Raw genomic sequence first — 24690 nt, forward strand, 5'->3', positions numbered from 1 at the left:
ACAACGTGCTAGACCTTCGGCCATGCGACTTGCTCCTCGTTCCAGCGCCATCGCGCTCGCCGCCGCTCTGCTCCTCTCCGCCTGCGCCAGCGCCCCGACAGCGGACCTCGCCGCGGCGCCTGCCGCGCCTGCCGACAAGGCGGGTCCGGCCCCCGCCTCCCCGGCCGAACTCGTGGCCAAAGTGGACATTCCCTACGAGAAGTTCGTGCTGGCCAACGGCCTCACCACGATCGTCCATACCGACCGCAAGGCCCCGATCGTCGGCGTGACGGCCTATTACAAGGTCGGCTCCAAGAACGAACCGCGCGGCAAGACCGGCTTCGCGCACCTGTACGAGCACTTGTTCTTCGGCGGCTCGGCCAACGTGCCGGACTTCGATATCCCGCTGGAAGCGGCAGGCTCCACCCCCACGAACGGCTCGACCTGGTACGATCGCACCAACTACGTGGAAACCGTGCCCACCGGCGCGCTCGACGTGGCCCTGTTCATGGAGAGCGACCGCATGGGCCACCTGCTGCCCGCGGTGACCCAGGACAAGCTCGACAAGCAGCGGGGCGTCGTCCAGAACGAGAAGCGCCAGGGCGACAACCAGCCTTACGGCCTGTTCGAATATGCGCAGAGCGAAGGCCTGCTGCCCGTCGGCCACCCCTATCGCCACTCGACGATCGGCTCGATGGCCGATCTCGACGCCGCCACCCTCACCGATGTGCGCAAGTGGTTCACCGATCACTATGGCCCGAACAACGTGGTGCTCGTGCTCTCGGGCGACATCGACGCCGCCACCGCGCGGCCCAAAGTGGAGAAGTGGTTCGGCGACATCCCGCGCGGCCCGGACATCAAGCCGGTAACCGCGGAACCGCTGACGCTGGGCGCACCGGTGAAGCGCGAGATCGTCGATCAGGTGCCGGTCCTGCGCCTCACCCGCAACTGGACCGCGCCCGGCCTCAACGACCGCGAGACGCTCGCCCTGCAAATGGGCATGCACATCCTCGGCGGCCTCGCCAGTTCGCGGCTCGACAACGAACTGGTGCGCGGACAGCAGCTGGCCGTGGCGGTCACCGCCTATTCGCAGGTCTTCCAGCAGCTCAGCTTCCTGACCATGGCGATGGACGTGAAGCCCGGCGTGGACCGCGCCAAGGCCGATGCCGCTTTCGACAAGGTGCTGGCGGACTACTTGCGCGACGGGCCGACGGAAGACGAAGTGCGCCGCGCCGTCGTCAGCACCCTCTCCGGCGAGATCGGCGGGCTGGAGCGCGTCGGCGGCTTCAGCGGCAAGGGCGCGACCCTGGCCGAGGGCCAAGTCTATTCTGACGATCCGGCAAAATACAAGGAAGACCTTGCCCGCATGGCCGCGCTGACGCCGGCGGAGATCAAGGCGGCCATGAACAAGTGGCTCTCGCGCCCGGTCTATGCGCTCGATGTCCTGCCCGGCCAGCGCAAGGAAAGCGGCGATGCCATGGGCGGCTGGGGCGACGAGGCGGAAAACCCCGCGCCCGGCTCCAACCCGAAGGGCGCCGCCCCCAAGGGGAAAACCCCCACCCTCGCCGCCGGTCCCAAACGCGATATGCCGCCCCTCGGCCAGATCGGCGCCCTGACTTTCCCCGCCATCGAGCGCACCACCTTGTCGAACGGCATTCCGGTCGCGCTCGCGCGCCGCACGGCCGTGCCAAAGCTGGTCCTCACGCTCGACTTCGACGCCGGCTATGCCGCCGATGCGCTCGACACGCCGGGCACACAGGGGCTGATGCTGGCCATGCTCGACCAGGGCACCAGCAAGCTCGACGCCACCCAGATCGCCGAAGCGCAGGAGCGACTGGGCGCCAGCATCTCGATCGACGGGTCGCTCGATACCAGCAGCGTGACGCTCTCGGCGCTGTCCGCCAATCTGGCGCCTTCGCTTGATCTCACCGCGCAGATCGTCCGCGACGCCGCCTTCGCCCCCTCCGAGGTCGCCCGTGTCAAGGCGCAGTCGGAAGCGGAGCTGGCACAGGCGCTCTCCACGCCGAACGCTCTCGCCGCGCGTTCGCTGGGGGCGGAACTCTTCGGCACGCATCCTTATGCCCAGCCGGGTGACGGCCTGGGCGATGCCGCCTCACTGGCCGCGTTGACCCCGGCGCAGCTCAAGGCCGCGCGCGACAAGTGGCTTCGCCCCGATATCGCCACCATCACCGTCGTCGGCGATGTGACCATGGCCGAACTGAAGCCGATGCTCGAACGCGCCTTCGGGCAATGGCAGGCCCCGGCCGCGCCCAAGCCCGTCAAGCCGCTCGGCGCCGCCGTGCCGGCGGCAGGCGGCAACCGCATCGTCCTGATCGACCGTCCGGGCTCCCCGCAATCGGTGATCATGGCGGGCCGCGTGCTGCCGATGACCGGCCGCACGCCCGATACCGAAGCACTGCAGCTCGCCAACGACGTGATGGGCGGCGGCTTCCTCTCGCGCCTCAACAAGGACCTGCGCGAGGAAAAGGGCTGGAGTTACGGCGTGCGCAGCGGCGTTGCACAGCCTGTCGGACCGCGCTCGGTACAAGTCTCGGCCCCGGTCCAATCGGACAAGACGGGAGAGGCGATCAAGGCGATCATCGCCGACATGGACGCGTTCCCGGGCAGCAAGCCGGTGACCGCCGAGGAACTGCAGCGCGTCACCGAAGGCGCGATCCGTCAGCTTCCCAACCAGTTCGAAACCGGGGCGGCAGTGCAGGCCGCGATCCGCAAGAATGACCGCCTCGGCCGACCCGAAGACTACTACGTCGGGCTCGCCGCGCGCTATCGCACGATCGATGCCAAGGCGATCGGTGCCGCCGCCACCCAGTACCTCCAGCCCAAGGGCCTGACCTTCGTGGTGGTGGGCGACCGCAAGCTGGTGGAACCGCAACTCAAGGGCCTGGGCCTGCCCGTGGAAGTGCGCGCCGCCCCGGCCGCGCCTCAAGGCCAGGAATAAAGGAGAGAAATGGAATGTCGCTGCTCGGCGGAACTTACGAATGCTCGACCAAGACCCCGATGGGCCACCAGAAGGGCACGCTGACCATCGTGCCCGAAGGTGACACTTTCACCGGCCAGATCACGGGCGATCTCGGCACGATGGAGCTGCGCGGCGGCACCATCAGCGGCAACCAGCTGAGCTGGAAGATGAAGATGACTTCGCCCATGCCGATCGACCTCGACTGCAAGGCCACGGTCGACGGAACCGCGCTGACCGGCACGATCAAGGCCGGGTTCTTCGGCACCATGCCGCTGGAGGGCACGAAAACGAGCTGATCCGGGAGTGCGGCGGCGGGATGAGACCTGCCGCCCGCGCCGGCGTGACGCCGGGTTTTCCGGAATGGCCGGCCCCGGCGAACCGGGTCACTGCCGAGCGGACCTCACGCCGCACAACGAAAAAGCCCCGGAAAAGCGCTCTGCTTTTCCGGGGCTTTTTCTATTCGTTCAGGCGCAAGATCAGCCCAGCTTGGCCTTGAGGATCTCGTTCACCACCTGCGGGTTGCCCTTGCCGGCCATGGCCTTCATCGTCTGGCCGACGAAGAAGCCGAACAGCGCGACCTTGCCTTCGCGGTACTGCGCGACCTTGTCGGCATTGGCGGCGAGGATCTCGTCCACCTTGGCCTCGATGGCGCCGGTGTCCGATTCCTGCTTCAGGCCCTCGCGCTCGACGATGACACCGGCATTGTCGCCGGTCTCGAACATCGTTTCCAGCACCTGCTTGGCGATCGAGCCCGAGATCGTGCCCTTGCCGACAAGCGCCAGCAGTTCCGCCGCCTGCTCGTGGTTGATCGGCGAGTCTTCAAGGCTCTTGCCCTGCTTGTTGAGCGCGCCGAAGAACTCGGAGATCAGCCAGTTGGCCGCCTGCTTGGCCACTTCGGCGGGCGCTTTGCCCTGCGCCGAAGCGGTTTCGGCCAGCAGCGCCTCGAACCACGCGAAGGTATCGACGTCGGCGGTCAGCACGGCGGCGTTGTAGGCGGAAAGCCCCAGTTCGCCTTCATAGCGGGCGCGCTTGGCGTCTGGCAGTTCCGGCAGGCTGGCACGGCATGCTTCCAGGAAGGCATCGTCCAGTTCCAGCGGCAGCAGGTCCGGATCGGGGAAGTAGCGATAGTCGTGCGCGTCTTCCTTCGAGCGCATCGAACGCGTCGAGCCGGTGGTGGGGTCGAACAGGCGGGTTTCCTGCACGATCTTGCCGCCCGCTTCCAGCACGTCGACCTGACGGCTGGCCTCGTGCTCGATCGCCTGCATGACGAAGCGCACGGAGTTGACGTTCTTGGTCTCGGTACGGGTGCCGAGTTCGTCACCGGGCTTGCGCACCGAAACGTTGACGTCGGCGCGCATCGAGCCCTGGTCCATGTTGCCGTCGCACGAGCCGACATAGCGCAGGATCGTGCGCAGCTTCGACAGGTAGGCGCCGGCTTCGGCGGGGGAGGCCATGTCCGGACGGCTGACGATTTCCATCAGCGCGACGCCGGAACGGTTGAGGTCGACATAGGACATCGTCGGATGCTGGTCATGCATCAGCTTGCCCGCGTCCTGTTCGACGTGGATGCGCTCGATGCCGATGACCTTGTCGGCCGGGATCCCTGCCTTCTCGTCCGCGTCGATGGTCAGCGAGCCCTCACCCACGATCGGGTGGTAGAGCTGGCTGATCTGGTAGCCCTGCGGAAGGTCGGCGTAGAAGTAGTTCTTGCGGTCAAAGCGCGACCACTTGTTGATCTGCGCCTCGATCGCCATGCCGGTGCGCACGGCCTGACGGATGCATTCCCCGTTCAGCACCGGCAACATGCCCGGCATCGCCGCGTCGATCAGCGAGACCTGGCTGTTCGGCTCCGCACCGAATGCCGTCGCCGAGCCGGAGAACAGCTTGGAGTTCGAGGTGACCTGCGCGTGGACTTCGAGGCCGATCACGACCTCCCAGTCACCGGTGGCGCCCTGGATGCGATAGGTTGATTCAGTCATCGTGTTTCGGTCCACTCCTGGGGCGACGCAGCAGCAGGTGCCGCTGCCCCTCCCCGTCATTCCTTTCCCGCTCCGGCGTCTTGCGCCGACGAGCGGGTCGGTCGTCCCCTCTCTTGTGCTTGCTGCGGGGAACAAGGTCCCCGAGACTTACCAGCAGGTCGAGAAGGGTAAACCAGTCTACCACCACTTCTCCGGCTTGGCCGCGAACTGCGCGCGCTGTTCAAGCGCGAGACCGGCGTTCAGCACGCCCTGTTCGTCGAAAGCCTTGCCGATGACCTGAAGACCCAGCGGCAGACCCTCACGGTTGAGGCCGGCCGGGACCGACATCGCCGGAAGACCCGCGAGCGAGGCCGGGACCGCGAAGACGTCGTTGAGGTACATCTTCAGCGGATCGTCGACGTTCTCGCCCAGGCCGAAAGCGGCCGAGGGCGCGGTCGGCGCGAGGATCACGTCGCACTGCTCGAAGGCATGCGCGAAGTCCTGCGCGATTAGCGCGCGGACCTTCTGGGCCTGCGTGTAGTAGGCGTCGTAGAAGCCGGCCGAGAGCACGTACGTGCCGATCAGGATGCGGCGCTTCACCTCGGGGCCGAAACCGGCGGCGCGGGTAGCGGCGTACATGTCCTGAAGGTTGGCACCGTCCGGGAGGTCGCGAAGGCCATAACGCACGCCGTCATAGCGCGCGAGGTTGGACGAGGCTTCGGCAGGCGCAATGATGTAGTATGTCGGCAGCGCGTACTTGGTGTGCGGCAGCGAGATCTCGACGATCTCCGCGCCCGCATCCTTCAACCAGGCGATGCCGTCGTCCCACGACTTCGACACGTCGTCGTCCAGGCCGTCGACGCGGTATTCCTTGGGAATGCCGACCTTCTTGCCCTTCATGTCGCCGGAAAGCGCCGCTTCCCAGTTCGGCACCGGCAGGTCGAGGCTGGTCGAATCCTTGGCGTCGAAACCGGCCATGGCTTCGAGCATGATCGCGCAGTCCTGCACCGAGCGGGCCATCGGGCCTGCCTGGTCGAGCGAACTGGCGAAAGCGACCACGCCCCAGCGCGAGCAACGGCCGTAGGTCGGCTTGATGCCGGTGGTGCCGGTGAACGCAGCAGGCTGGCGGATCGAGCCGCCGGTATCCGTGCCGGTCGCCGCCGGGCAGAGACGCGCGGCGAGAGCCGACGACGAACCGCCCGAGGAACCACCCGGAGCCAGCGCGGCGTTGCCGCCGTCATTCCGCTTCCACGGCGAGATCACATTGCCGAAGTAGCTGGTCTCGTTCGACGAGCCCATGGCGAACTGGTCAAGGTTGAGCTTGCCCAGCATGCCCGCGCCGGCGTCCCACAGCTTCTGCGAGACGGTCGATTCGTACTGCGGCTTGAAGCCTTCCAGCATGTGGCTGGCGGCCGTGGTCTGCACGTCGAAAGTCGCGAACAGGTCCTTCATGCCGATCGGCACGCCGCCCATCTTGCCGAGCGCTTCGCCGCGCGCGCGCTTGGCATCGGTGGCCTGTGCGGCTTCGATCGCCTTTTCGGGCGTGGCGATGATGAAGGCGTTCAGCGCTTCCTGCGCGGCGGCGACATTGGCGTTGAACGCTTCTGCCACTTCGACAGCGGAGAAATCGCCGTTCGCAACGCCGTCGCGGATCTGCGCGACGCCGAGTTCCGTAAGAGAGTTTGAAGTATCGGGCATTATTCGATCACCTTGGGCACGCCGAAGAAGCCGTGTTCGGCGGCGGGAGCATTGGCCAGAACGGCATCGCGCTTGTTGCCACCGGTCAGCGGATCGGCATCGATCACGTCGTCGCGCAGGCGCAGCGTGTTGGGGATGACGGCGGTCATCGGCTCGACGTTCGAGGTATCGACTTCGCCGAGTTGCTCCACCCAGGCGAGAATGCCGTTGAGTTCGGGGACCATCGCCTCGATTTCAGCCTCGCTCACCTTGATGCGGGCAAGGCTGGCGATCTTCGCAACGGTTGCGGTATCGACCGACATGGCTTTCCTTCAGGTTTGACCGGCATGGCGCACCACGCCGGGAGATCAGTCCGGGCAGCTAGCACCCGGCCGAATTTGCTTCAAGCAGGGACGCCTCCGCGAGGAGCACGCCCCGATGTGCTATTGGCAGGCGCGTTACTGGCCGGATTGCCCCGGTTGCGCCTGCTCCTGGCCTTGACCTTGTTGTGCCGCGATCATCGCGTCCAGCTCGGCCTGGGTCTTGAAGTCCAGCAAGGTGACTTCGAAGACGAGATCCGAATTCGGCGGAATCGGTCCGCCGCCCTCGGCGCCGTAGGCCAGCTCCGAAGGGATCTCCAGGCGATAGCTGCCGCCGCGCTGCATCTGCACGAGGCCGTCGGCGAAGCCGGGCACGACGCTTCCAACCGCCATCGGCATCTGCTCGTTCTGGTCGAACACGGTGCCGTCCTTGAGCATGCCCTTGTAGCTCACCAGCACATAGTCCTCACGGGTGGGCTTTTCGCCCTGCCCCGCGGTCAGCGTGGTGACGGCGACCTTGCGGGCCGGCGCGGCAGCGGTGGAGCCGACAGCCGGCGCGGCCTTTTCCTGCGCGGCGGCCGGAGCCGCGGCAGGCAGGACGAAAGCCAGCGCCAGAAGCGAAGAGCCGATCTTGCGGTTCATGAAGGACGCGATCAGCGTGCCGGGCCTTCGGCGCCGGGCACGGCACCGCCCGGAAGGGCGCCGCCGGGGATGGCCGCGCCGGGTGCGCCAGGAGCACCGCCGCCCTGCATCTGCTGGAGCTGCTGCATCAGGCGCTGCTGCTGTTCGATCTCGGCGCGGCTCTTGAAGTCCAGCAGCTCGATCTCGAAGTTCAGGTCCGTGTTTGCCGGGATCTGGCCCACGGCCTTGTCGCCGTAAGCAAGCTTCGCGGGAATCTCGACGTCGTACTTGCCGCCGCGCTGCATCTTCACCAGCGCCTTGGAGAAGCCCGGGATCACTTCGTTGAGCGCCATCGGCACCTGCTGGGCCTGGTCGAAGACCTTACCGTCAGGCAGCGTGCCCTTGTAGTTGATGAGCACCACATCCGCCACGGTCGGCGATTCGCCGGTGCCGGCGGTCAGCGTCTTGACATGGACCTGCGGCGGCAGGGCAGCATAGGCGACACCACCCGCGGCCAGCGCGATTGCAGCGACGCCGAGCCAGATCTTGCCCAGCGAGCCCTTTTCAATCGGCTGCAGCGGAACGCGAGTGATCTCAGTCATGGTCTAGGGCCTCGTTCGGGTTCGCCCGCCAGGAACACCTGCACGGCAGATGCACAAAGGGCGCGGATGGAAATTTCCGCGCCCTCATGGCTCAAGCCGGAGCGGCGTTCAAGCCGCAAGCCGAGCAATTTAAGATGTGCCAATCACAATCGTGTCATCACGATCCTGACTGTAGCGGCATCCTTGCGCGAGGCCCGCTCGGAAACGGGAACCATGCGCTGCCGCAACCCCGCCCACCGGGCGGGGCCGACGCCGATCTTACTTGGCGCCGTCACGCTCCATGCGCTTACGCTCCAGCTTGCGGGCGCGACGCACAGCGGCGGCCTTTTCGCGAGCGCGCTTTTCCGACGGCTTTTCGTAGTGACGGCGCAGCTTCATCTCGCGGTAGACGCCTTCACGCTGCAGCTTCTTCTTGAGCGCACGAAGAGCCTGATCGACGTTATTGTCGCGGACGAGAATCTGCATAAACCGACACACCTCACAAATCAAAAGTACGAATTCCGCATTCCGACGCGGAAGGTACCCTGAAAGAAAAACACGAATTTGCACCGAATCCCATGGCGGGGTCGGCTCGAAGTTGGGGGCCGCTAGCACTGCCAGCACCGGAAGGCAAGCAACCTTGGCCGTTTTCTTGGCCCGGATGCGCTCTCCACCGGGTTTTGAAGCCCCGATGGAGAGCACTTATACACCGATAGAAAGGATCAGGCCAGTTGATCCACGACCAGGCCCGCGGCGGAAACCGCAGCCGAGGTCGCCGCCGAAGCAGTATAGGTCGTTCCCTCGGCCTGTTGGGCCTTCAGGTTCTCGAGAAACGCCTGCACGGCTGCGAGAGTCGCGTCGGCTTCGTCGGTCTCTTCGGTATCGTCGGTCGAATCGGTTTCATCCGTTTCGTCCGTCGCCTCGGTTTCGTCGGTTTCGTCGGCTTCCTCGACGGACCCGCCGCCGGGAGGCGGACCGCCCGCGCCGCGAGGGCCACCGGGACCACCGGGGCCGCCCGGCCCGCCTGGTCCGCCGGAGCCACCTTCACCCGCAGCGCCCGCATCGCCGCCTTGCGACGGGCCTTGCGCGAACAGCGACTGCAAGGCGCTCGCCTGGTCCTCGCTGAGCGTGCCATTCTCCACCTGGTCGGAGATCAGCGAATCGATCCGATCCTTCATCTGCGAAGGCGCGAGCCGGCTGGCCGATCCGCTCGTACCGAGCGCGTCGTCGATCGAATCGAGGGCCGATTCGAGCGCCGAGGCGTCCGTATCGCTGATCGATCCATTGCCGACCGCGGTCGAGATCTTGTCGTCCATGTCCTGACGCGGATTGAAAAGAGCGCTCAGCGCGCTCGTCGACGATGAGATTTGCATTATTATGTCTCCTTGCGGAGTGGGGTCGCACCCTGGAACCTTTATAGACGACTGCCCTGCCGGACGGTTCGGACGGCGACGATTGGAAAACTGCGCATTCGCGGCTAAGGCGGCGCGATGTCCCAACCTTCCTTTCTTGCCTCCTCGCTCTTCGTGGCGTTCGGCGGCGGTCTAGGCTCCTGGCTCCGGTATCTCGCCGGGCTGGCCTGGACCACCGCCATCGGACCTGTCCGCGCCGGCGCGTTTCCCTATGGCACCCTGACCGTCAATGTCGTCGGCAGCCTTGCCATGGGCGTGCTGGCCGGCTGGCTACTGCTGCGCGGCACCGAGGGCGAGAGCGCTCGCCTGCTTATCGGCGTCGGCGTATTAGGCGGCTTCACCACGTTTTCCTCGTTCAGCCTCGATACCATTGCCCTCGTCTCGCGCGGGCAGGTCGGTCTTGCGGCTTTCTATGTCGCGATCACGCTGATCGCAGGCTTCGCCGCGCTGTTTGCCGGTCTTTCCATCATGAAGGGAGTCGCCGCATGAGCCGCGACAATTCGGACACTGTCCGCCAATTTACCGTAGGCCGCGACGATGAAGGCGTTCGTCTCGATCGCTGGTTCAAGCGCCACTTGCCCGAAGTGGGCTTCGCCATGGTCTCGCGCTGGGCGCGAACCGGGCAGATCCGCGTCGACGGCAAGCGCGCCGATGTCGATACCCGCCTGACGCCCGGGCAGGTCCTGCGCGTACCGCCGGGCGGCGAGGCCAAGCCCGGCCTGGGCGGATCGCGCCCGCGCCGCGAACTGACCGAGGAAGAGATCGAACGCGCCGACGCCATGGTCCTCACGCAGGACCGCGCCGCCATCGTGCTCAACAAGCCGCCGGGCCTCGCCACGCAGGGCGGCTCGGGCATGAAGGAGCACGTCGACGGCCTGCTCGACGCTTATGCCGGAAAGGGTCCGCGTCCGCGCCTGGTCCACCGCCTCGACAAGGACACCTCGGGCGTTCTGCTGGTCGCCCGCACGCCGGGCAGCGCGGCGTTCTTCTCCAAGCGGTTCTCCGGTCGCACCGCGCGCAAGATCTACTGGGCGCTGGTGGTCGGCGTGCCGAGCATCAACGACGGTATGATCGAGCTGCCGCTCGCCAAGCAGCCGGGCACCGGCGGCGAGAAGATGCACGTCGATGAGGAAGGCGGCCAGTCGGCCCGCACCCGCTACCGCGTGCTCGATCGCGCCGGCAACCGCGCCGCCTGGGTGGAACTCCACCCGCTGACCGGTCGTACCCACCAGCTTCGCGTCCACATGGCCGCCATTGGCCACCCCATCGTCGGCGATGGCAAGTACGGCGGCCAGGAAGCGTTCCTCTCGGGCACGATCAGCCGCAAGATGCACCTTCATGCGCGCCGCCTGATCATCGATCACCCGGACGGCGTGCCGCTCGACGTGACCGCCCCCCTGCCCGAGCATTTCGCCAATTCGCTGGCCTCGCTCGGCTTCGACGAGAACGACGGTGCCGAATTGCCCGAAGCGCCCCCGGCGCCCGGGAAGGACGACGAGAAGCGCATGGCCAAGGCCCATGCCAAGCAGTACCGCAAGGAACGCCGCGGCGAACGACGCTCACGCCGCGACGGCAGCTCGGAACGCCCCGGTTCGCGCGGCAAGCCTTCGGGCAAGCCCGGCAGCAAGCTGGGTGCCAAGCCTGCCGGAAAACCCGCGGGCAGGCCGGCGGCCAAGGCCGGGCCCGGCGCCAAGCCCGCTTCCAGGCCCGCTTCCAAGCCCACTGGCAAGCCCTCTGGCAAGCCCGCCCCCCGCCCCGGCGGCGCGCGTCCCTCTGCAGGTGGTCCGTCGTCGCCGCGAGGTAAGCGGTGACCACGTCCGTGAAGCTCGCCGTCTTCGATTGCGACGGCACGCTGGTCGATGGCCAGGCGCCGATCTGCGAGGCGATGGAGGCGAGCTTCGCCGAATTCGGCCTGGTCGCCCCCTCCCGCGCCCTGATCCGGCGCGCGGTGGGCCTCTCGCTGCCGCAGGCCATCCGCCAGCTGCTGCCGGAAAGCGACGAGCGCCAGCAGGACGCCATGGCCGAGGCCTACAAGGTGTCGTTCCGCCAGGCCCGCGAAGAGGGGCGCGTGTCGCAACCCCTGTTCCCCGGTATCGAGGATTGCCTGCGCACGCTCCACGCCCGCGGCTGGACGCTCGCGGTCGCTACCGGCATGTCCGATCGCGGCCTGACGCATTGCCTGGCGGCGAACGGGATTTCCGATCTTTTCGTCACGCTCCAGACCGCCGACCGCCATCCCTCCAAGCCGCATCCCGCGATGCTGGAGGAAGCCTTGATAGAGGCCGGGGCGATGCCGGAAGCCGCCGTGATGATCGGTGACACGGCCTATGACATGAAGATGGCCCGGGCCGCCGGGACCCGTGCCGTCGGCGTGGATTGGGGCTATCATCACCCGCGCGAACTGATCGAGGCCGGCGCCGAAAAGGTCTGCGAAGCGCCGAACGACCTCATGGAGTACCTGCTGACGTGAGCGAGAAAGACCCCGCAAAGGCCCGCTTCGCCACGATCCAGCTCGTGCGCCTGTTCGGCGTCGCCTGCGTGATTGCGGGCATGGCGATCGGCGCCAACAAGCTCGCCGCGCCGCTCTGGCTCGGCTACCTGCTGATCGCCAACGGCCTTGTCGACGTCTTCGTCGTCCCCAAGATCCTCGCCCGCAAATGGCGCAGTCCGCGATGAAGCGCTTCTACAAGGAAGCCGGCGTCGGGGAGATCGATGGCCAGTGGCGCGTGCTGCTGGACGGCCGCCCCATCAGGACGGCCGGCGGCCGCGCGCAGATCGTCCCCACCCGCGCGCTGGCCGAAGCGCTGGCCGCCGAATGGGCCGCGCAGGGCGAGCAGATCGACGCCCAGTCCTTCCACTTGCGCGACCTGGCCGACTTCGCGATCGACGCCGTCGCCCAGGACCGGGCGCAGACCGTGCGTGACGTGCTGCCTTATGCCGAAACCGACACGCTCTGCTATCGCGGCGATCCCGAGGACGCGCTCTACCAGCGCCAGCTGGCCTTGTGGGAGCCCCTGCTGGCGCAAGCCGAACAGCGCTACGACATCCGCTTCGCCCGCATTTCCGGCGTGCTCCACAAGCCTCAGCCCGCCGAAACGCTGGCGCGGCTGGAAACCGCCCTCGCCGCCGAGAACGACTTTGCGCTGGCGGCGCTGAAGATGCTCTCCAGCCTTGCCGCGTCGCTGGTGATCGCCATGGCGGCGATTCGGTCCGATGCCGATGCCGAGGCCCTGTGGAACGCGGCCAACCTCGAAGAAGACTGGCAGGTCGAACTCTGGGGCGAAGACTGGGAAGCCGCCGAACGCCGCGCCGCAAGGTTCGAGGCGTTCAAGCTGGCGATCCGGCTGGCCGCACTGGCGCGCGCCTGAAGCTGCACGAAAAAGCCGAAAAGCCCGCCCCGGTCGAACCGGAGCGGGCTTTTTTTATAGCCTCACGCGGCAGAGCCGCCGTGCAGACTTGGCTCTGATCAGAACTTCACGCCAAGACCGGCAAGGCCGTAGTGGCGGCTGTAGCCCTGTTCGAAGTTCGAATAGTTGTATTCGACCTTGCCGAACAGGTTGCCACCGAAGTCATGTTCAAAACCGGCGCCAAGGCGGAAACCGTCGAGGTTGACGCCGTCGCTGTCCTTGTTGACGCCGTCGTTGTACGTCACGCGCAGCCGGGCATTGGTGTAGCCACCCAGCACGTAGAGCTTGGTCGTGTCACCGACATTGGTGCCGACGCGGGCAATCGCGGAGAGATCGCGGCCGGCGCGAACGCAGAGCTTGTCCCCGGTAGCCAGGAGATCGGTTGCGCATTCCTTGGTGGTGCTGCCCGAAATGCCCGCCTGGATGCCGAAGAACAAGGCTTCGCGCACCGGGAAATCATAACCTGCGGCCACGCCGTAAGTCAGGCCTTCCGACGAACCGCCATTGACCGAAACGCTGTCGAGACCGGTCTGAGCCTGGACATAAGCCTGCGCATTGGCGGCGACGGGCGCGGCAAAAAGGGCGACGGCGCCAAGAAGGGCGAACTTGTTCATGGTAGCTCCTGCATTCTGTTTTACCCGGCCGTTGCGGCCGCGGGGTCCGGGCCGAATACAGCGCAGGAAAATGCTTTCAATACAGCGCACTGAACAAGTCACGTCACAGAAGTGTCATTGTGATGTTTTTACCACAACACCGCCCTCAAGAATGAAGGCCGACTGCGGATTTCTGGAAAACAGAAAATGGGCGAAAAAATAAAAAGAGGCGTCTGAATTAAAATTCCAAATCGCCTCCTACTTACCTCGACCCTGCACCCAAATGCGACAATTACTTACAGCAATTGTCATGATTATTGAGGCGCAGCGCTTGCCCCGCCGCTTTTCACCCAGGTGGCGACCTGGTTGGCAACGTCATTCGCCGCCTTGTTGAGCGCCGGACCGACCGAGGCTGCTTCCGCCTTCACGCCCGGCACGATCGCCTCGAACCGCCGGGTCACGAGCGGGCCGCTGCGCTCGGTGCGGATCGCGTCGAAACGCACGATGACCGATGACGTGGGGACGTCATAGCCCATCTGCAGCAGCCTTCCGCCGATCAGCGTCTTGCCGGTGACCTCGAAATCGCCGCCTTCGACGACGAGCTGGCCGGTCTGGGCCCGCAAGGTCTCTGCCAGAAGCGAGCGGAACTGACGGCTCGGCTTTTCAATCCACCAGCCGTCCTTGAGATAGGACAGGGTCGATCCGTCCACCCTCACCGGCACGCGCAGCACGTCCAGGCTGCGATCGGCTTCGGGATCGAGCACGACAATGGCCTCGGAGATCTGCCCGGCGGCCTGCGAACCGGCCGGCGCGGTCTGGTCCGGCGTCAGGCGCAGCAGCAGGTCGGGGGCCTTGGGCGCCAGGCTGATGCAGCCCGAAAGCGCCAGGGCTGCCGCGGCTGCAAGCGCGCCGCCGAGGATCGGGGTCTTGTGCCGGAGCTTCATCGCGGTTCCCATCTTCATTCTCGGTTCGTGCAGGCGCATGGATCGCCCGTTCATGGCTTGTACGTGGGCAGCTTCTGCCCCTTGATGAGCGCGCCAGCGCCCTGCTCGTCGATCTTTTCCGTCACGTTGCGCAGCGCCTTGCTGGTGGCGCGCAAGTCGCGGATCGCAGCTTCGGCGGCGGGAAGCGTCTGCTGCGAGACCTGATCGAAGGCCGGCTGCGCATGCTGCAGGGTCTGGTCCAGCGTCTCCATCGACTTCTGCGCCGCGCCCAGCGTGTTGCGGAGCTGCTCGGCCAGCGAATTGCCCTGATCGCCCAGAAGACTGTCGGCCTTGCCGGCCACGCCTTCGAACGCGGTCAGCGTGCGGGTCGCCTGGTTGAGCGTGCCCTGAAGTTCGGCCAGGGTCTGCTTCACTTGCGGCGTCGCCGACGAAAGATCCTTGGTCATCTTGTCGGTGTTCTTGAGAATACCGGTGATCGACCGGCGGTTCTCTTCCGAGAGGAGCAGGTTGAGGTTTTCGGTCAGCGTCGCCAGGCGCTCCAGCAACAGCGGAGCGTTCGACAGGATTTCACCCAGGCCGCCGCGCTTGGTGGGGATGACCGGCACGCCTTCCGGACCCGGCTCGGTCAGCAGCGGCGCATCCTTCACGGCGCCTTCAAGCTGGATATCGGCAACGCCGGTGAAGCTGCCCTGTATCGTGGCGGTGGTGCCGACGGTGACGGGCACTTTCTTGTCCACCTTCACCCGCACGCGGATGAAGCTGGGATCCTGCGGCCACAGCTCGATTTCCTTGATCTGCCCTACCGGCACGCCCGCGTAATCGACGCCCGACCCCTTGGCCAGGCCATCGACCGATTGCTTGAAGAAGATGTCGTATTCGTTGCGCGCACCATCGTTCAGGCGCGCAATCCAGATGATGAACGCCGCCAGGGTCGCCAGAAGGACCAGCGTGACGGCTCCGACCCAGATATGATTGGCCCGTGTTTCCATGCTGATTACCCTATGCCCCGCGTCCGTTGATATCGCGCCCGTTGCTGCTGTCCACGGCCGGTCCTTCGGGAGGGGAACCGTCCTGCGCGACAAGCGCGTCGTCGTTCATCGAAATCTCGTCTTTCGCGCCCAGCGCGGCACGGCCGCGCGGGCCGTTGAAATATTCCTGGATCCAGGGGTGATCGAGCGCCAGCAATTCCGGGATCGTGCCCACGGCGATCACCTGCTTGTCCGCCAGCACCGCCACGCGATCGCAAATGGCGTGAAGCGTATCGAGATCGTGAGTGATGAGGAATACCGTCAGCCCGAGCGTCTCCTTCAACCCGCGCGTCAGCCGGTCGAAAGCGGCGGCACCGATCGGGTCGAGGCCGGCGGTCGGCTCGTCCAGAAACAGAAGTTCGGGATCGAGCGCCAGCGCCCGCGCCAGGCCGGCACGCTTGCGCATGCCGCCCGAAAGCTCGTTGGGATACTTGTAAGCGGATTCTTCCGACAGGCCCGCGAGCCGGACCTTGAAGCGCGCGATATCGCCGCGCATCTGGTCGGTGATTTCGGGATAGAACTGCTTGAGCGGCACTTCCACGTTCTCACCCACGGTCAAGGTCGAGAACAAGGCGCCGCCCTGGAACAAGACGCCCCACCGGGAGCGCAAGTCGCGGCCTTCCTCATCGGTGGAATCGCCCATGTGATGACCGAGCACGGTGATCTCGCCCGATTCCGGCTGCTGGAGCCCGATGATCGAGCGCATCAGCACCGATTTGCCGGTGCCCGATCCGCCGACGACGCCCAGAATCTCACCCCTACGGACCTTGAGCGAGAGATTCTCGTGAATGACGTGATCGCCGAAGGCATTGCGCAGCCCCTCGACCACGATCGGGAATTTCTCATCGGAATCGGCGGCGGTTTCCGCCGGCTCCGCCTGAAGGCTTTCGCTTTCGATCATTGCCAGCCGATCTTGGTGAAGAAGATCGCGAAGAAGGCGTCGAGCACGATCACGGTGAAGATCGCCGTGACCACCGCCTGGGTGGTGCGCGCGCCCACTTCCTCGGCGTTCGAGGTCACCTGCATCCCCTGATAGCAGCCTGCGAGGGCGACGATCAGCGCGAAGACGGGGGCCTTGAGCAAGCCCACCCAGACGTCAGTGATCGGCACGACTTCCTGAGTGCGCTGAAGGAAAGTCCAGAACGGAATATCGAGCGCGAAATTCGCGATGAAGGCGCCGCCGATGATCGCCAGCACCGTGGAATAGAAGCCGAGCAGCGGCATCATCAGCATCGCCGCCAGCACGCGCGGAACCACCAGAGCCTGCATCGGCGAGACGCCGATGGTGCGCATGGCGTCCACCTCCTCGGTCAACTTCATCGTGCCGATCTGCGCCGCAAAGGCCGAGCCCGAGCGCCCCGCGACCATGATCGCGGTCATCAGGATGCCCAGTTCGCGCATCGCGAGCCGGCCGGTGAGGTTGATCGTGTAGATTTCGGCGCCGAACTGCGCCAGCTGCACCGCGCCCTGCTGGGCGATGACGATGCCGATGAGGAAGCTCATCAACCCGACGATCCACAGCGAGTTGACGCCCACATGCTGCATGTGATGCACCAGCGCCGTGCCCCGAAGCCGCGAGGGGTGCCGGATAGCCGCGCCGAGCGCCGAGATCAGCTCCCCCAGGAAGCCGACAGAGCGGACCAGCCCGTGCCCCCAGCCGACCACGAGATCACCGAGTTCGCCCACCGTGCGGACCAGAAGAGGCCGTTCCGGCTCGATCTCAGGCTGTTCGTCAGGGACGCGGCCGATCGCCGCGAACAGGTGCTTGGCCTGGTCGCTTTCACCCACGACTTCAAGGTTATGCTCGCTTGCATAGCGGCAGACGAGCCAGGCGCCGGTGGTGTCGATATCGGTGACGCCGGACATGTCGATCCGGTCGAACGGGCCGTGCAAGGCGGCCAGCTTGTGGTCGAGATTGCCCAGAGAATGGACGCGCAACGGCCCCTTCAGCGCCACAGTCCGGACGCCGTCCTGGTCGCTTTCCGACAGAGTGAATTCAGCCCATTCCCGCATGTGTGCTCGTATTGGGGGAAAATGCCTGTACCGGCAAGGGGTTCCCCCGGCGCGGCGAATTGTTCATTTCGCAATCGCAACCGTATTGGAGCCATCCTTTATGCACGTCCCGCGACTATGGCGGCATCCCGTGTTGGCGGCACTTGCGAATGACGCCCCGCACTGGCAAAGCGCGGCGCCATGACCGACACTCCAGAAGCCTCCCCCGAAACCGCGCCCGAAGCCGCGCTGGACAAGACTTTCGACCCCGCCCAGATCGAGGCGAAGTGGTACCAGCACTGGGAAGGCGAAGGCCTTTTCCGCCCCGAACGCCCTGACGCGCAGCCGTTCACCATCGTGAACCCGCCGCCGAACGTCACCGGATCGCTCCACATCGGCCACGCGCTGGACAATACGCTGCAGGACATCGTGATCCGTCACGAACGCCTGAAGGGCAAGGACGCGCTCTGGGTGGTCGGCACCGACCACGCCGGCATCGCCACGCAGATGGTGGTCGAGCGCCAGATGGAGGCCAAGCAAGACAAGCGCGCCAACTACACGCGTGAGCAGTTCATCGAGAAGGTCTGGGAATGGAAGGCCGAATCCGGCGGCACCATCACCGGCCAGCTGCGCCGCCTGGGCTGCTCGATGGACTGGAGCCGCGAGCAGTTCACGATGGACCCGCACTTCACCAAGGCCGTGGTCAAGGTCTTCGTGGATCTGCACAAGCAGGGCCTGATCTACCGCGACAAGCGCCTGGTGAACTGGGACCCCAAGTTCCGCACCGCCATTTCCGACCTTGAGGTCGAAACGCGCGAGACCAACGGCCACTTCTGGCACATCAAGTATCCGCTTTCGGACGGTTCGGGCCACATCCACGTCGCCACCACCCGCCCCGAAACGATGCTGGCCGACATGGCCGTCGCGGTGAACCCGGAGGATGAACGCTACAAGGAACTCCTTGCACGCGGCGCCACCGTCACCCTGCCGCTCACCGGCCGCGAGATTCCCATCGTTGCGGACGAGCATGCCGATCCCGAACTGGGCTCCGGCGCGGTGAAGATCACCCCGGGTCATGATTTCAACGACTTCGAGGTGGGCAAGCGCGCAGGCTTCAAGGCCGGCGACATGCTCAACATGCTCGATGCCGATGCCAAGGTCTGCCAGACGCAGGACGGCCTCGTCCCCGCGCAGTTCATCGGCATGGACCGGTTCGAGGCGCGCAAGGCGATCGTCGCATTCCTGGAGGATGACGGCCTGCTCGAAAAGGTCGAGGATCGCGTGATCCAGACCCCGTTCGGCGACCGCAGCGGCGTGGTCATCGAACCCTGGCTGACCGACCAGTGGTACGTGGATGCGCAGACGCTGGCCGGCCCGCCGATGGAAGCCGTCCGCTCGGGCGCCATCGAGATCGTCCCCAAGACCTGGGAAAAGACCTTCTTCAACTGGATGGAAAACATCCAGCCCTGGTGCGTGTCCCGCCAGCTCTGGTGGGGCCACCGCATCCCGGCGTGGTATTCGGAAGACGGCGAAATCTTCGTCGCCGAAACCGAGGAAGAGGCACAGGCGCAGGCCGGCAACAAGAAGCTGACCCGCGACAACGACGTGCTGGATACCTGGTTCTCCTCCGCGCTCTGGCCCTTCGCCACGCTCGGCTGGCCTGATGAAGATGCGCCGCTGCTGAAGAAGCACTATCCGAACGACCTGCTCGTTTCCGGCTTCGACATCCTGTTCTTCTGGGATGCGCGCATGGCGATGCAGGGCATCCACTTCATGAAGGAAGTGCCGTGGAAGCGGCTCTACCTCCACGGCCTCGTCCGCGCCGCCGATGGCCAGAAGATGTCGAAGTCCAAGGGCAACGTGGTCGATCCGCTGGGCCTGATCGACAAGTACGGCGCCGACGCGCTGCGCTTCTTCATGGCTGCCATGGAGAGCCAGGGCCGCGACGTGAAGATGGATGAAAAGCGCGTCGAAGGTTACCGCAACTTCGCCACGAAGCTGTGGAACGCCGCGCGCTTCTGCCAGTCCAACGGCATCGTCGCCAGCACCTCCGTCGCCGCCCCCAAGGCGACCACGGCGGTCAACAAGTGGATCATCGGCGAAGTCGTCGAAACCGTCGCCGCGCTGGACAAGGCCATGGCCGACTTGCGTTTCGACGCGGCTGCCAATGCGATCTACCACTTCGTCTGGAACCAGTTCTGCGACTGGTACATCGAACTCATCAAGGGCAGCTTCGATGACGAGACCAAGGCCGTCGCCGGCTGGGTGCTCGACCAGATCCTCGTCATGCTCCACCCCTTCATGCCCTTCGTCACCGAAGAGTTGTGGAGCAAGATGGGCACCCGCGAGAACGACCTGATCGTCGCCGCATGGCCCGCACCGGAAGCCGCGGTCGATGCCGGGGCCAAGGCCGAAGTCGAGTGGCTGATCGCGCTGATCGGCAACCTTCGCGGCGCCAAGTCCGAACTCGGCATCGCGCCGGGCGCCCGCCTTACCGCCTATGTCGCCGACCCTTCCGACGCGACCCGCGCGGTGATCGGCCGCAACGGCACCGCGATCGACCGTCTGGCCCGTCTGGATGCGATCCACTTCGAGGCTGCCCCCGCCGGTGCCGCCATGCAGGTGGGCGCGGGCGATGCGACCCTGGCGATCCCGCTGGAAGGCGTGATCGACATTGCGGCGGAAAAGGCGCGCCTCGAAAAGGCCATGGCCGCTTCGGTCAAGGAGCGGGATTCGCTCGACAAGCGTTTGGGTAATCCGGCCTTCGTCGAGAAGGCCAAGCCCGAGGCGATCGACAAGGCGCGTGCGGATCATGCGCACCACTCGGCGGAGGCGGAGCGTCTGGCTGCGGCGCTGGCGCGGCTGGGATAAGAAAAGGGAAACGCAGGGGTTAACACCCCTGCACCCCGATACTGGCGAGGTCGCGCGCGCAGCCACGCCCGTGCTCTCCTTGCGACCGCAGGCCATTTGTCTCCCGGCTCCCAGTGGGCGCAAAACGGCCAGCCAGGGCGAGACCTCGACATTCCGAGGGTCTGGGGGATCATCCCCCAGGACTTCTCACTTTTTTCGATTTCCTACATCACGCGCATCTGACACCTTCGCGCGCGTGATCGCCCTGCTCTTCCTGCACGCAACCAGCCGCAAGATGACACCTCCCACACAAGGTGACATTTTCTCCCCTGGACCGTGTAAACTGTGTCAACCACGCTCCATCAAACTGCATTCGAGAATACCGTGACGCTTGCTCTTGCCACCACCACTCCCGGCGAACCCGAAGTATTCGCCTCGCTTCAGGGCGAAGGCGCCAGCATGGGGCGGCCGAGCACTTTCGTGCGGCTGTCGCGCTGCAATCTGGCCTGCGAGTGGTGCGACACCGCCTATACCTGGCGCTTTTCCGGCGATAACCGCTTCCATCGGGACGAGCTTGCGTTCGAGCGAAAGGCCAACCAGGTCATGGCCGAAGAAGCCGACGTGGCGCGCATGGTGGCCGACCTTCCGCCCGACCGGCTGGTCATCACCGGCGGCGAGCCCCTGCTTCAGGGCGCGCAGCTGGCGCGGATGCTGGCGGCGCTCGACGAGGCGCGACCGGGGATGCATGTCGAGATCGAGACGAACGGCTCGGTTGCGCCCCATGCGGGCCTCGACGCACGGGTGCAGCAGTACAACGTCAGCCCCAAGCTCTCGCACAGCGGCAACCCGGCGGAACTGGCGCTGGTGCCCGAGCGGCTCGACGCTTGGGCGGCGGACCCGCGGGCCTGGTTCAAGTTCGTGGTGGCGGAACCTGCCGACGTGGACGAAGTCCGCGCGCTCCAGGAACGCCACGCGATCCCCGCCGAGCGGATATTCCTGATGCCGGAAGGTCGCTCCAGCGATGTCATCCGGCAGAGGTCGGGATGGCTCTCGGATTTATGCACGCAGGAAGGCTATCGCTTCACGGACCGGCTGCACATACACATCTGGGGCGATACGCGGGGAACTTGAGGGGCATATGAACGAGGCATCACCGATTCCGCACGGGGAAACCGAACCCGAGGAGGGACAGCCCCCCCGGCAGATGGAGCGGATGAAGGGCGACCTCACGCAGGGACCGATCCTGAAGACGCTGATGGTCTTCTCGGTGCCGATGCTGATTTCCAACGTGCTCCAGACGCTGAACGGGTCGGTCAACGCGATCTGGGTCGGGCGCTTGCTGGGCGAGGCCGCGCTGGCGGCAACGGCCAATGCCAACGTCATCATGTTCCTGCTCTTCGCGCTGGTGTTCGGCTTCGGCATGGCCACGACGGTGCGCGTCGGCCAGCACTTCGGCGCGCGCGACATCGACGCGGCGCGGCGCACGTTCGGCTCCGGGCTGGGCTTCTGTCTCGTTCTCTCGGGGCTTTGCGGCATCGGCGGCTGGTTCGGGGCGGATGCCCTGCTCCATTCGCTCGGCACGCCCGAGGCCAGCCGGGTCGAGGCGCTCGCCTACTTGCGGGTGATCTTCGTGACGATCCCGCTAGGCTCGATGTCGATGATGGTCTCCATGGGGATGCGCGGCGCGGGCGATTCCAAGACGCCGCTCTACGCCATGATCCTGACGGTCGCGCTCGACATCGTGCTCAATCCGCTCCTCATCATCGGGCCCGGCCCGATCCCCACGCTGGGTATCGCCGGCTCGGCCATGGCCACGGCCTTCGCGAACTTCGCCGGCCTGGTCTACCAGCTCTGGCGCATCTACCGGCAGGACCTGCCGATGCGCCTGCGCGGGCCGGAACTGGGCTATCTGGTGCCGCGCGGCCCTGAACTGGCCTATGTGATCGTCAAGGGCCTGCCGATGGGCGCCCAGATGCTGCTGGTGTCCTCCGCCGGCCTCATCATGGTCAGCCTCGTCAACCGCGAGGGGCTGGACGCCGCGGCAGCCTACGGGGCCTCGCTGCAATTGTGGAACTACCTCCAGATGCCCGCTTTCGCGATCGGCTCGGCGGTGAGCGCCATGGTGGCGCAGTCGCTCGGCGCGGGCGACCATGGCCGTGTCGGCAAAGTGACCGAAGTGGGCCTCGTCACCAACCTGGCGCTCTCGACCCTGGTGGCGGCGCTGATCGTGCTGTTCGACCGCCCGCTGCTGGCATTGTTCCTGGGCGGAGACAGCCCGGCCATGCCGATCGCCCGGCACATTCAGCTCGTCTGCACGGCCAGCTTCGTGATCGTGTCGATCACGATGATCCTCACCGGCACGATGCGCGCCTATGGCGCCGTGGTGGCCCCGCTCGTAATCATGTTCCTGGGTCTCTATCCGGGACGTCTGGGCTTCTACTGGCTCGCCTATCCGGTCATCGACAGCGACGCGGTGTGGTGGTCCTATCCCGTCGGTTCGGCCCTGACTGTCGCTCTGACGATCGGCTACTACCGCTGGGGCAAGTGGCGCGCGGCGTTCAAGGCCTGACCGCGCGCGCCGGGTTCTCCGCGGTTTTGCTTATCTGCCCTGGGCCCGCCAGCGCTGGACCGTGCGGAGCACCATCTCCTCCTCGCCGCCGGATTGGCTCCAGAGTTCGATGAACGAGGGATCGGCGGACGCCGGGCGGCGGAATTCCTCCAGATCGTCGAACGAAGCGCGGATCGGGATCGCCACGCCTTCGCCGCAGATCACGCATTCGCGGTTGCGCAGCGCCGGGATGGAATCGAGGAAACCCCGCGCGCCTTCAGGCATGGCCGCGCGGACGAAAGCCTGATCGCGGTCGTTGTTGAGACGCATCGAGATGATCGTGCCGCACTGCGAGAGCACGCCCTCCGCAAGGTCGGACGGCCGCTGCGTGATAAGGCCCAGCGAAATGCCGTACTTTCGGCCCTCCTTGGCGATGCGCGAAAGGATGCGGCCGACCGACGAACCGTCGGCGTTCTTCTCGTTCGGAACGTAGCGGTGCGCTTCCTCGCAGACGAGCAGGATCGGCCGCGTCTTCTCCTCCCGCGCCCAGACGGCGAAGTCGAAGACCATGCGGCTGAGCACGGCCACCACGGTGCTGGTGATGTCGGACGGCACGCCGGACACGTCGATGATCGAGATCGGCCGCCCGCGCGAAGGCAGGCGAAACAGCTGCGAGACGAACTCGGCCATCGTGTCGCCCACCAGCATGCCCGAGAACATGAACTGGTAGCGCGGATCGCCCTTCAATTCGTCGAGCTTGTTGCGCAGCCGCATGTAGGGCGCGCTGGAGTGGCCCTTGTCGAGCTTGCCCATGTGGTTGTTCAGGATGTTGGACAAGTCGGAGAGCAGATAGGGAATCGGCGAATCGACGGTGATCTTGCCGATCTGCTCCGCCAGGCGGTTCCTCGCCCGCGCCTCCAGGAGGCACTTGCCCAGGATCTCGCAATCCAGCTGCCGCTCATCGCCGCGCGTGGTGACCAGGACCTCGCAATGTTCCTCGAAGTTCATCAGCCAATAGGGCATCTGCAGGTTCGAGACGTCGAGGATCACGCCGGTGTTGCGGAAGGCGGCAGCATATTCGCCGTGGGGATCGACCATGATGATATGGCCTTCCGGCGCCTGTTCGCAGATCCGGTGGAGGATCAGCGCGGTGCTCGTAGACTTGCCGGTGCCGGTCGAACCCAGCAGCGCGAAGTGCTTGCCGAGCAGGGCATCGATGTAGAGCCCGGCGCGAATGTCCTTGGTGGGATAGACGGTGCCGATCTGAACCGCCTGCCGCCCGTCGCTGGCATAGACCTGGCGCAAGTCGTCCGTGTCGGCCGGGTAGACCAGCGCGCCGGGCGTCGGATAGCGCGTGACGCCGCGGCGAAATCCATGGATGCGACCCGTCAGCCGTTCCTCCAGCCCTTCACCCAAAAAGTCGGCCTCGGCGACGATGCCGCCGGGGACGGTGGCGTCGCTCTTCTGGTTGCGGATGCTGGCGAGCAACCAGCCCCGGCCCACCCGGACCTTGACCTGGCTGCCGACTTGCCCCGACATGGCGATCGAAGGATCGACGTGCTGCGCGGCATCGTTGAGGCGCGCCAGATCGAAGGCGATGCGGGCGCCGGCACCGGAAATCTCCAGGATCACGCCGATCGGCTCGCGCCCCTCTTCGCCGCCCACCCGGGGGTGCGGGGCCGTCGCAGGATCGAAGCCGTCCATTCGCATCTCGTTCATTGAGCCCTCGAAACAAGCGTTTTCGTTCGAAAACGCTAGTTCGGCGCGGTTAATTTCCGCCTAAGAGCGGCCGGCGATGCT

General features: G+C 65.8%; 23 protein-coding genes. 10 read left to right on the forward strand and 13 right to left on the reverse strand.

All coding sequences use genetic code 11. From position 1 onward, the window contains the following. Positions 1-22: 22 nt before the first annotated feature. Together ACZ1J6_RS13410 and ACZ1J6_RS13415 are read left to right on the forward strand one after the other, a co-directional pair. Positions 23-2938, forward strand: a complete 2916-nt coding sequence (locus ACZ1J6_RS13410; RefSeq protein ID WP_431566941.1) for a M16 family metallopeptidase — start codon at positions 23-25, stop codon at positions 2936-2938. A gap of 14 nt (positions 2939-2952) precedes the next feature. After that, complete coding sequence (locus ACZ1J6_RS13415) at positions 2953-3255, forward strand: hypothetical protein (RefSeq protein WP_132263421.1); 303 nt, start codon at positions 2953-2955, stop codon at positions 3253-3255. Between the two features lie 180 nt (positions 3256-3435). Here ACZ1J6_RS13415 and gatB read toward each other — a convergent pair whose 3' ends face one another. The 7 genes from gatB to ACZ1J6_RS13450 all read right to left on the reverse strand — a co-directional run bounded on the left by gatB (position 3436) and on the right by ACZ1J6_RS13450 (position 9489). Beyond that, entirely contained in the window at positions 3436-4938 is a 1503-nt protein-coding gene (gene gatB, locus ACZ1J6_RS13420; protein ID WP_431566942.1) for an Asp-tRNA(Asn)/Glu-tRNA(Gln) amidotransferase subunit GatB, read from the reverse strand. Positions 4939-5115: 177 nt separating this feature from the next. Continuing rightward, the gene (gene gatA / locus ACZ1J6_RS13425) at positions 5116-6615 is read right to left on the reverse strand and encodes an Asp-tRNA(Asn)/Glu-tRNA(Gln) amidotransferase subunit GatA (RefSeq protein ID WP_431566943.1); all 1500 of its coding nucleotides are present in this window, start codon (positions 6613-6615) and stop codon (positions 5116-5118) included. Next, the gene (gene gatC, locus ACZ1J6_RS13430; protein ID WP_134093159.1) at positions 6615-6917 is read right to left on the reverse strand and encodes an Asp-tRNA(Asn)/Glu-tRNA(Gln) amidotransferase subunit GatC; all 303 of its coding nucleotides are present in this window, start codon (positions 6915-6917) and stop codon (positions 6615-6617) included. Before gatC ends, gatA begins: the two co-directional genes overlap by 1 nt. A gap of 135 nt (positions 6918-7052) precedes the next feature. Beyond that, entirely contained in the window at positions 7053-7556 is a 504-nt protein-coding gene (locus tag ACZ1J6_RS13435) for an FKBP-type peptidyl-prolyl cis-trans isomerase (protein WP_132263428.1), read from the reverse strand. 11 nt (positions 7557-7567) lie between these two features. Continuing rightward, positions 7568-8137: an FKBP-type peptidyl-prolyl cis-trans isomerase gene (locus ACZ1J6_RS13440; RefSeq protein ID WP_314465875.1), complete on the reverse strand. Its 570-nt coding sequence runs from the start codon at positions 8135-8137 to the stop codon at positions 7568-7570. A gap of 258 nt (positions 8138-8395) precedes the next feature. Then, positions 8396-8602: a 30S ribosomal protein S21 gene (rpsU, locus tag ACZ1J6_RS13445; protein WP_007688176.1), complete on the reverse strand. Its 207-nt coding sequence runs from the start codon at positions 8600-8602 to the stop codon at positions 8396-8398. Positions 8603-8838: 236 nt separating this feature from the next. Beyond that, positions 8839-9489: a hypothetical protein gene (locus tag ACZ1J6_RS13450; protein ID WP_431566944.1), complete on the reverse strand. Its 651-nt coding sequence runs from the start codon at positions 9487-9489 to the stop codon at positions 8839-8841. 117 nt (positions 9490-9606) lie between these two features. Between ACZ1J6_RS13450 and crcB the strand changes: the two genes are divergently transcribed. From crcB to ACZ1J6_RS13475, 5 genes are read left to right on the forward strand one after another with little or no spacing between them, the layout of a single operon-like run. Continuing rightward, positions 9607-10017 carry a fluoride efflux transporter CrcB gene (crcB, locus tag ACZ1J6_RS13455; RefSeq protein ID WP_132263433.1) on the forward strand — a complete coding sequence of 137 codons (411 nt, stop codon included), beginning with the start codon at positions 9607-9609 and terminating at the stop codon, positions 10015-10017. Next, positions 10014-11339, forward strand: a complete 1326-nt coding sequence (locus tag ACZ1J6_RS13460; protein ID WP_431566945.1) for an RluA family pseudouridine synthase — start codon at positions 10014-10016, stop codon at positions 11337-11339. Before crcB ends, ACZ1J6_RS13460 begins: the two co-directional genes overlap by 4 nt. Positions 11340-11347: 8 nt before the next feature. After that, positions 11348-11998, forward strand: coding sequence for an HAD-IA family hydrolase (locus ACZ1J6_RS13465; protein ID WP_431566971.1), 651 nt, complete (start codon positions 11348-11350; stop codon positions 11996-11998). Continuing rightward, positions 11995-12204, forward strand: coding sequence for a hypothetical protein (locus ACZ1J6_RS13470; protein ID WP_132263437.1), 210 nt, complete (start codon positions 11995-11997; stop codon positions 12202-12204). Before ACZ1J6_RS13465 ends, ACZ1J6_RS13470 begins: the two co-directional genes overlap by 4 nt. Beyond that, entirely contained in the window at positions 12201-12896 is a 696-nt protein-coding gene (locus ACZ1J6_RS13475; RefSeq protein ID WP_132264176.1) for an ATP12 family chaperone protein, read from the forward strand. Before ACZ1J6_RS13470 ends, ACZ1J6_RS13475 begins: the two co-directional genes overlap by 4 nt. Before the next feature lie 98 nt (positions 12897-12994). On the opposite strand, the gene ACZ1J6_RS13480 is transcribed toward ACZ1J6_RS13475, so the two are convergent. From ACZ1J6_RS13480 to ACZ1J6_RS13500, 5 genes are all read right to left on the reverse strand, one after another. Continuing rightward, positions 12995-13549 (reverse strand): outer membrane protein, encoded by a 555-nt coding sequence (locus tag ACZ1J6_RS13480; protein ID WP_431566946.1) that lies wholly within the window; start codon positions 13547-13549, stop codon positions 12995-12997. Positions 13550-13842: 293 nt separating this feature from the next. Further along, on the reverse strand, positions 13843-14490 hold the full coding sequence (locus ACZ1J6_RS13485) for an ABC-type transport auxiliary lipoprotein family protein (RefSeq protein ID WP_465128120.1): 648 nt from the start codon (positions 14488-14490) through the stop codon (positions 13843-13845). A gap of 32 nt (positions 14491-14522) precedes the next feature. Continuing rightward, positions 14523-15461 carry an MlaD family protein gene (locus ACZ1J6_RS13490; RefSeq protein ID WP_132263441.1) on the reverse strand — a complete coding sequence of 313 codons (939 nt, stop codon included), beginning with the start codon at positions 15459-15461 and terminating at the stop codon, positions 14523-14525. A gap of 10 nt (positions 15462-15471) precedes the next feature. Then, positions 15472-16401: an ABC transporter ATP-binding protein gene (locus ACZ1J6_RS13495; protein WP_243654090.1), complete on the reverse strand. Its 930-nt coding sequence runs from the start codon at positions 16399-16401 to the stop codon at positions 15472-15474. Beyond that, the gene (locus ACZ1J6_RS13500; protein WP_465128121.1) at positions 16398-17513 is read right to left on the reverse strand and encodes an ABC transporter permease; all 1116 of its coding nucleotides are present in this window, start codon (positions 17511-17513) and stop codon (positions 16398-16400) included. The genes ACZ1J6_RS13495 and ACZ1J6_RS13500 overlap by 4 nt, the downstream gene beginning before the upstream one ends. Before the next feature lie 180 nt (positions 17514-17693). Between ACZ1J6_RS13500 and ACZ1J6_RS13505 the strand changes: the two genes are divergently transcribed. The 3 genes from ACZ1J6_RS13505 to ACZ1J6_RS13515 all read left to right on the forward strand — a co-directional run bounded on the left by ACZ1J6_RS13505 (position 17694) and on the right by ACZ1J6_RS13515 (position 22911). Further along, on the forward strand, positions 17694-20363 hold the full coding sequence (locus tag ACZ1J6_RS13505; RefSeq protein ID WP_431566947.1) for a valine--tRNA ligase: 2670 nt from the start codon (positions 17694-17696) through the stop codon (positions 20361-20363). Positions 20364-20726: 363 nt separating this feature from the next. Beyond that, entirely contained in the window at positions 20727-21473 is a 747-nt protein-coding gene (locus ACZ1J6_RS13510) for a 7-carboxy-7-deazaguanine synthase QueE (protein WP_431566948.1), read from the forward strand. Between the two features lie 7 nt (positions 21474-21480). Further along, positions 21481-22911, forward strand: a complete 1431-nt coding sequence (locus ACZ1J6_RS13515; protein ID WP_431566949.1) for an MATE family efflux transporter — start codon at positions 21481-21483, stop codon at positions 22909-22911. A 30-nt stretch (positions 22912-22941) separates the two neighbouring features. Here ACZ1J6_RS13515 and ACZ1J6_RS13520 read toward each other — a convergent pair whose 3' ends face one another. Further along, entirely contained in the window at positions 22942-24609 is a 1668-nt protein-coding gene (locus ACZ1J6_RS13520) for an ATP-binding protein (protein ID WP_132263450.1), read from the reverse strand. Positions 24610-24690: the final 81 nt, after the last annotated feature.

Source organism: Novosphingobium sp. BL-S-21 (genome assembly GCF_055521655.1).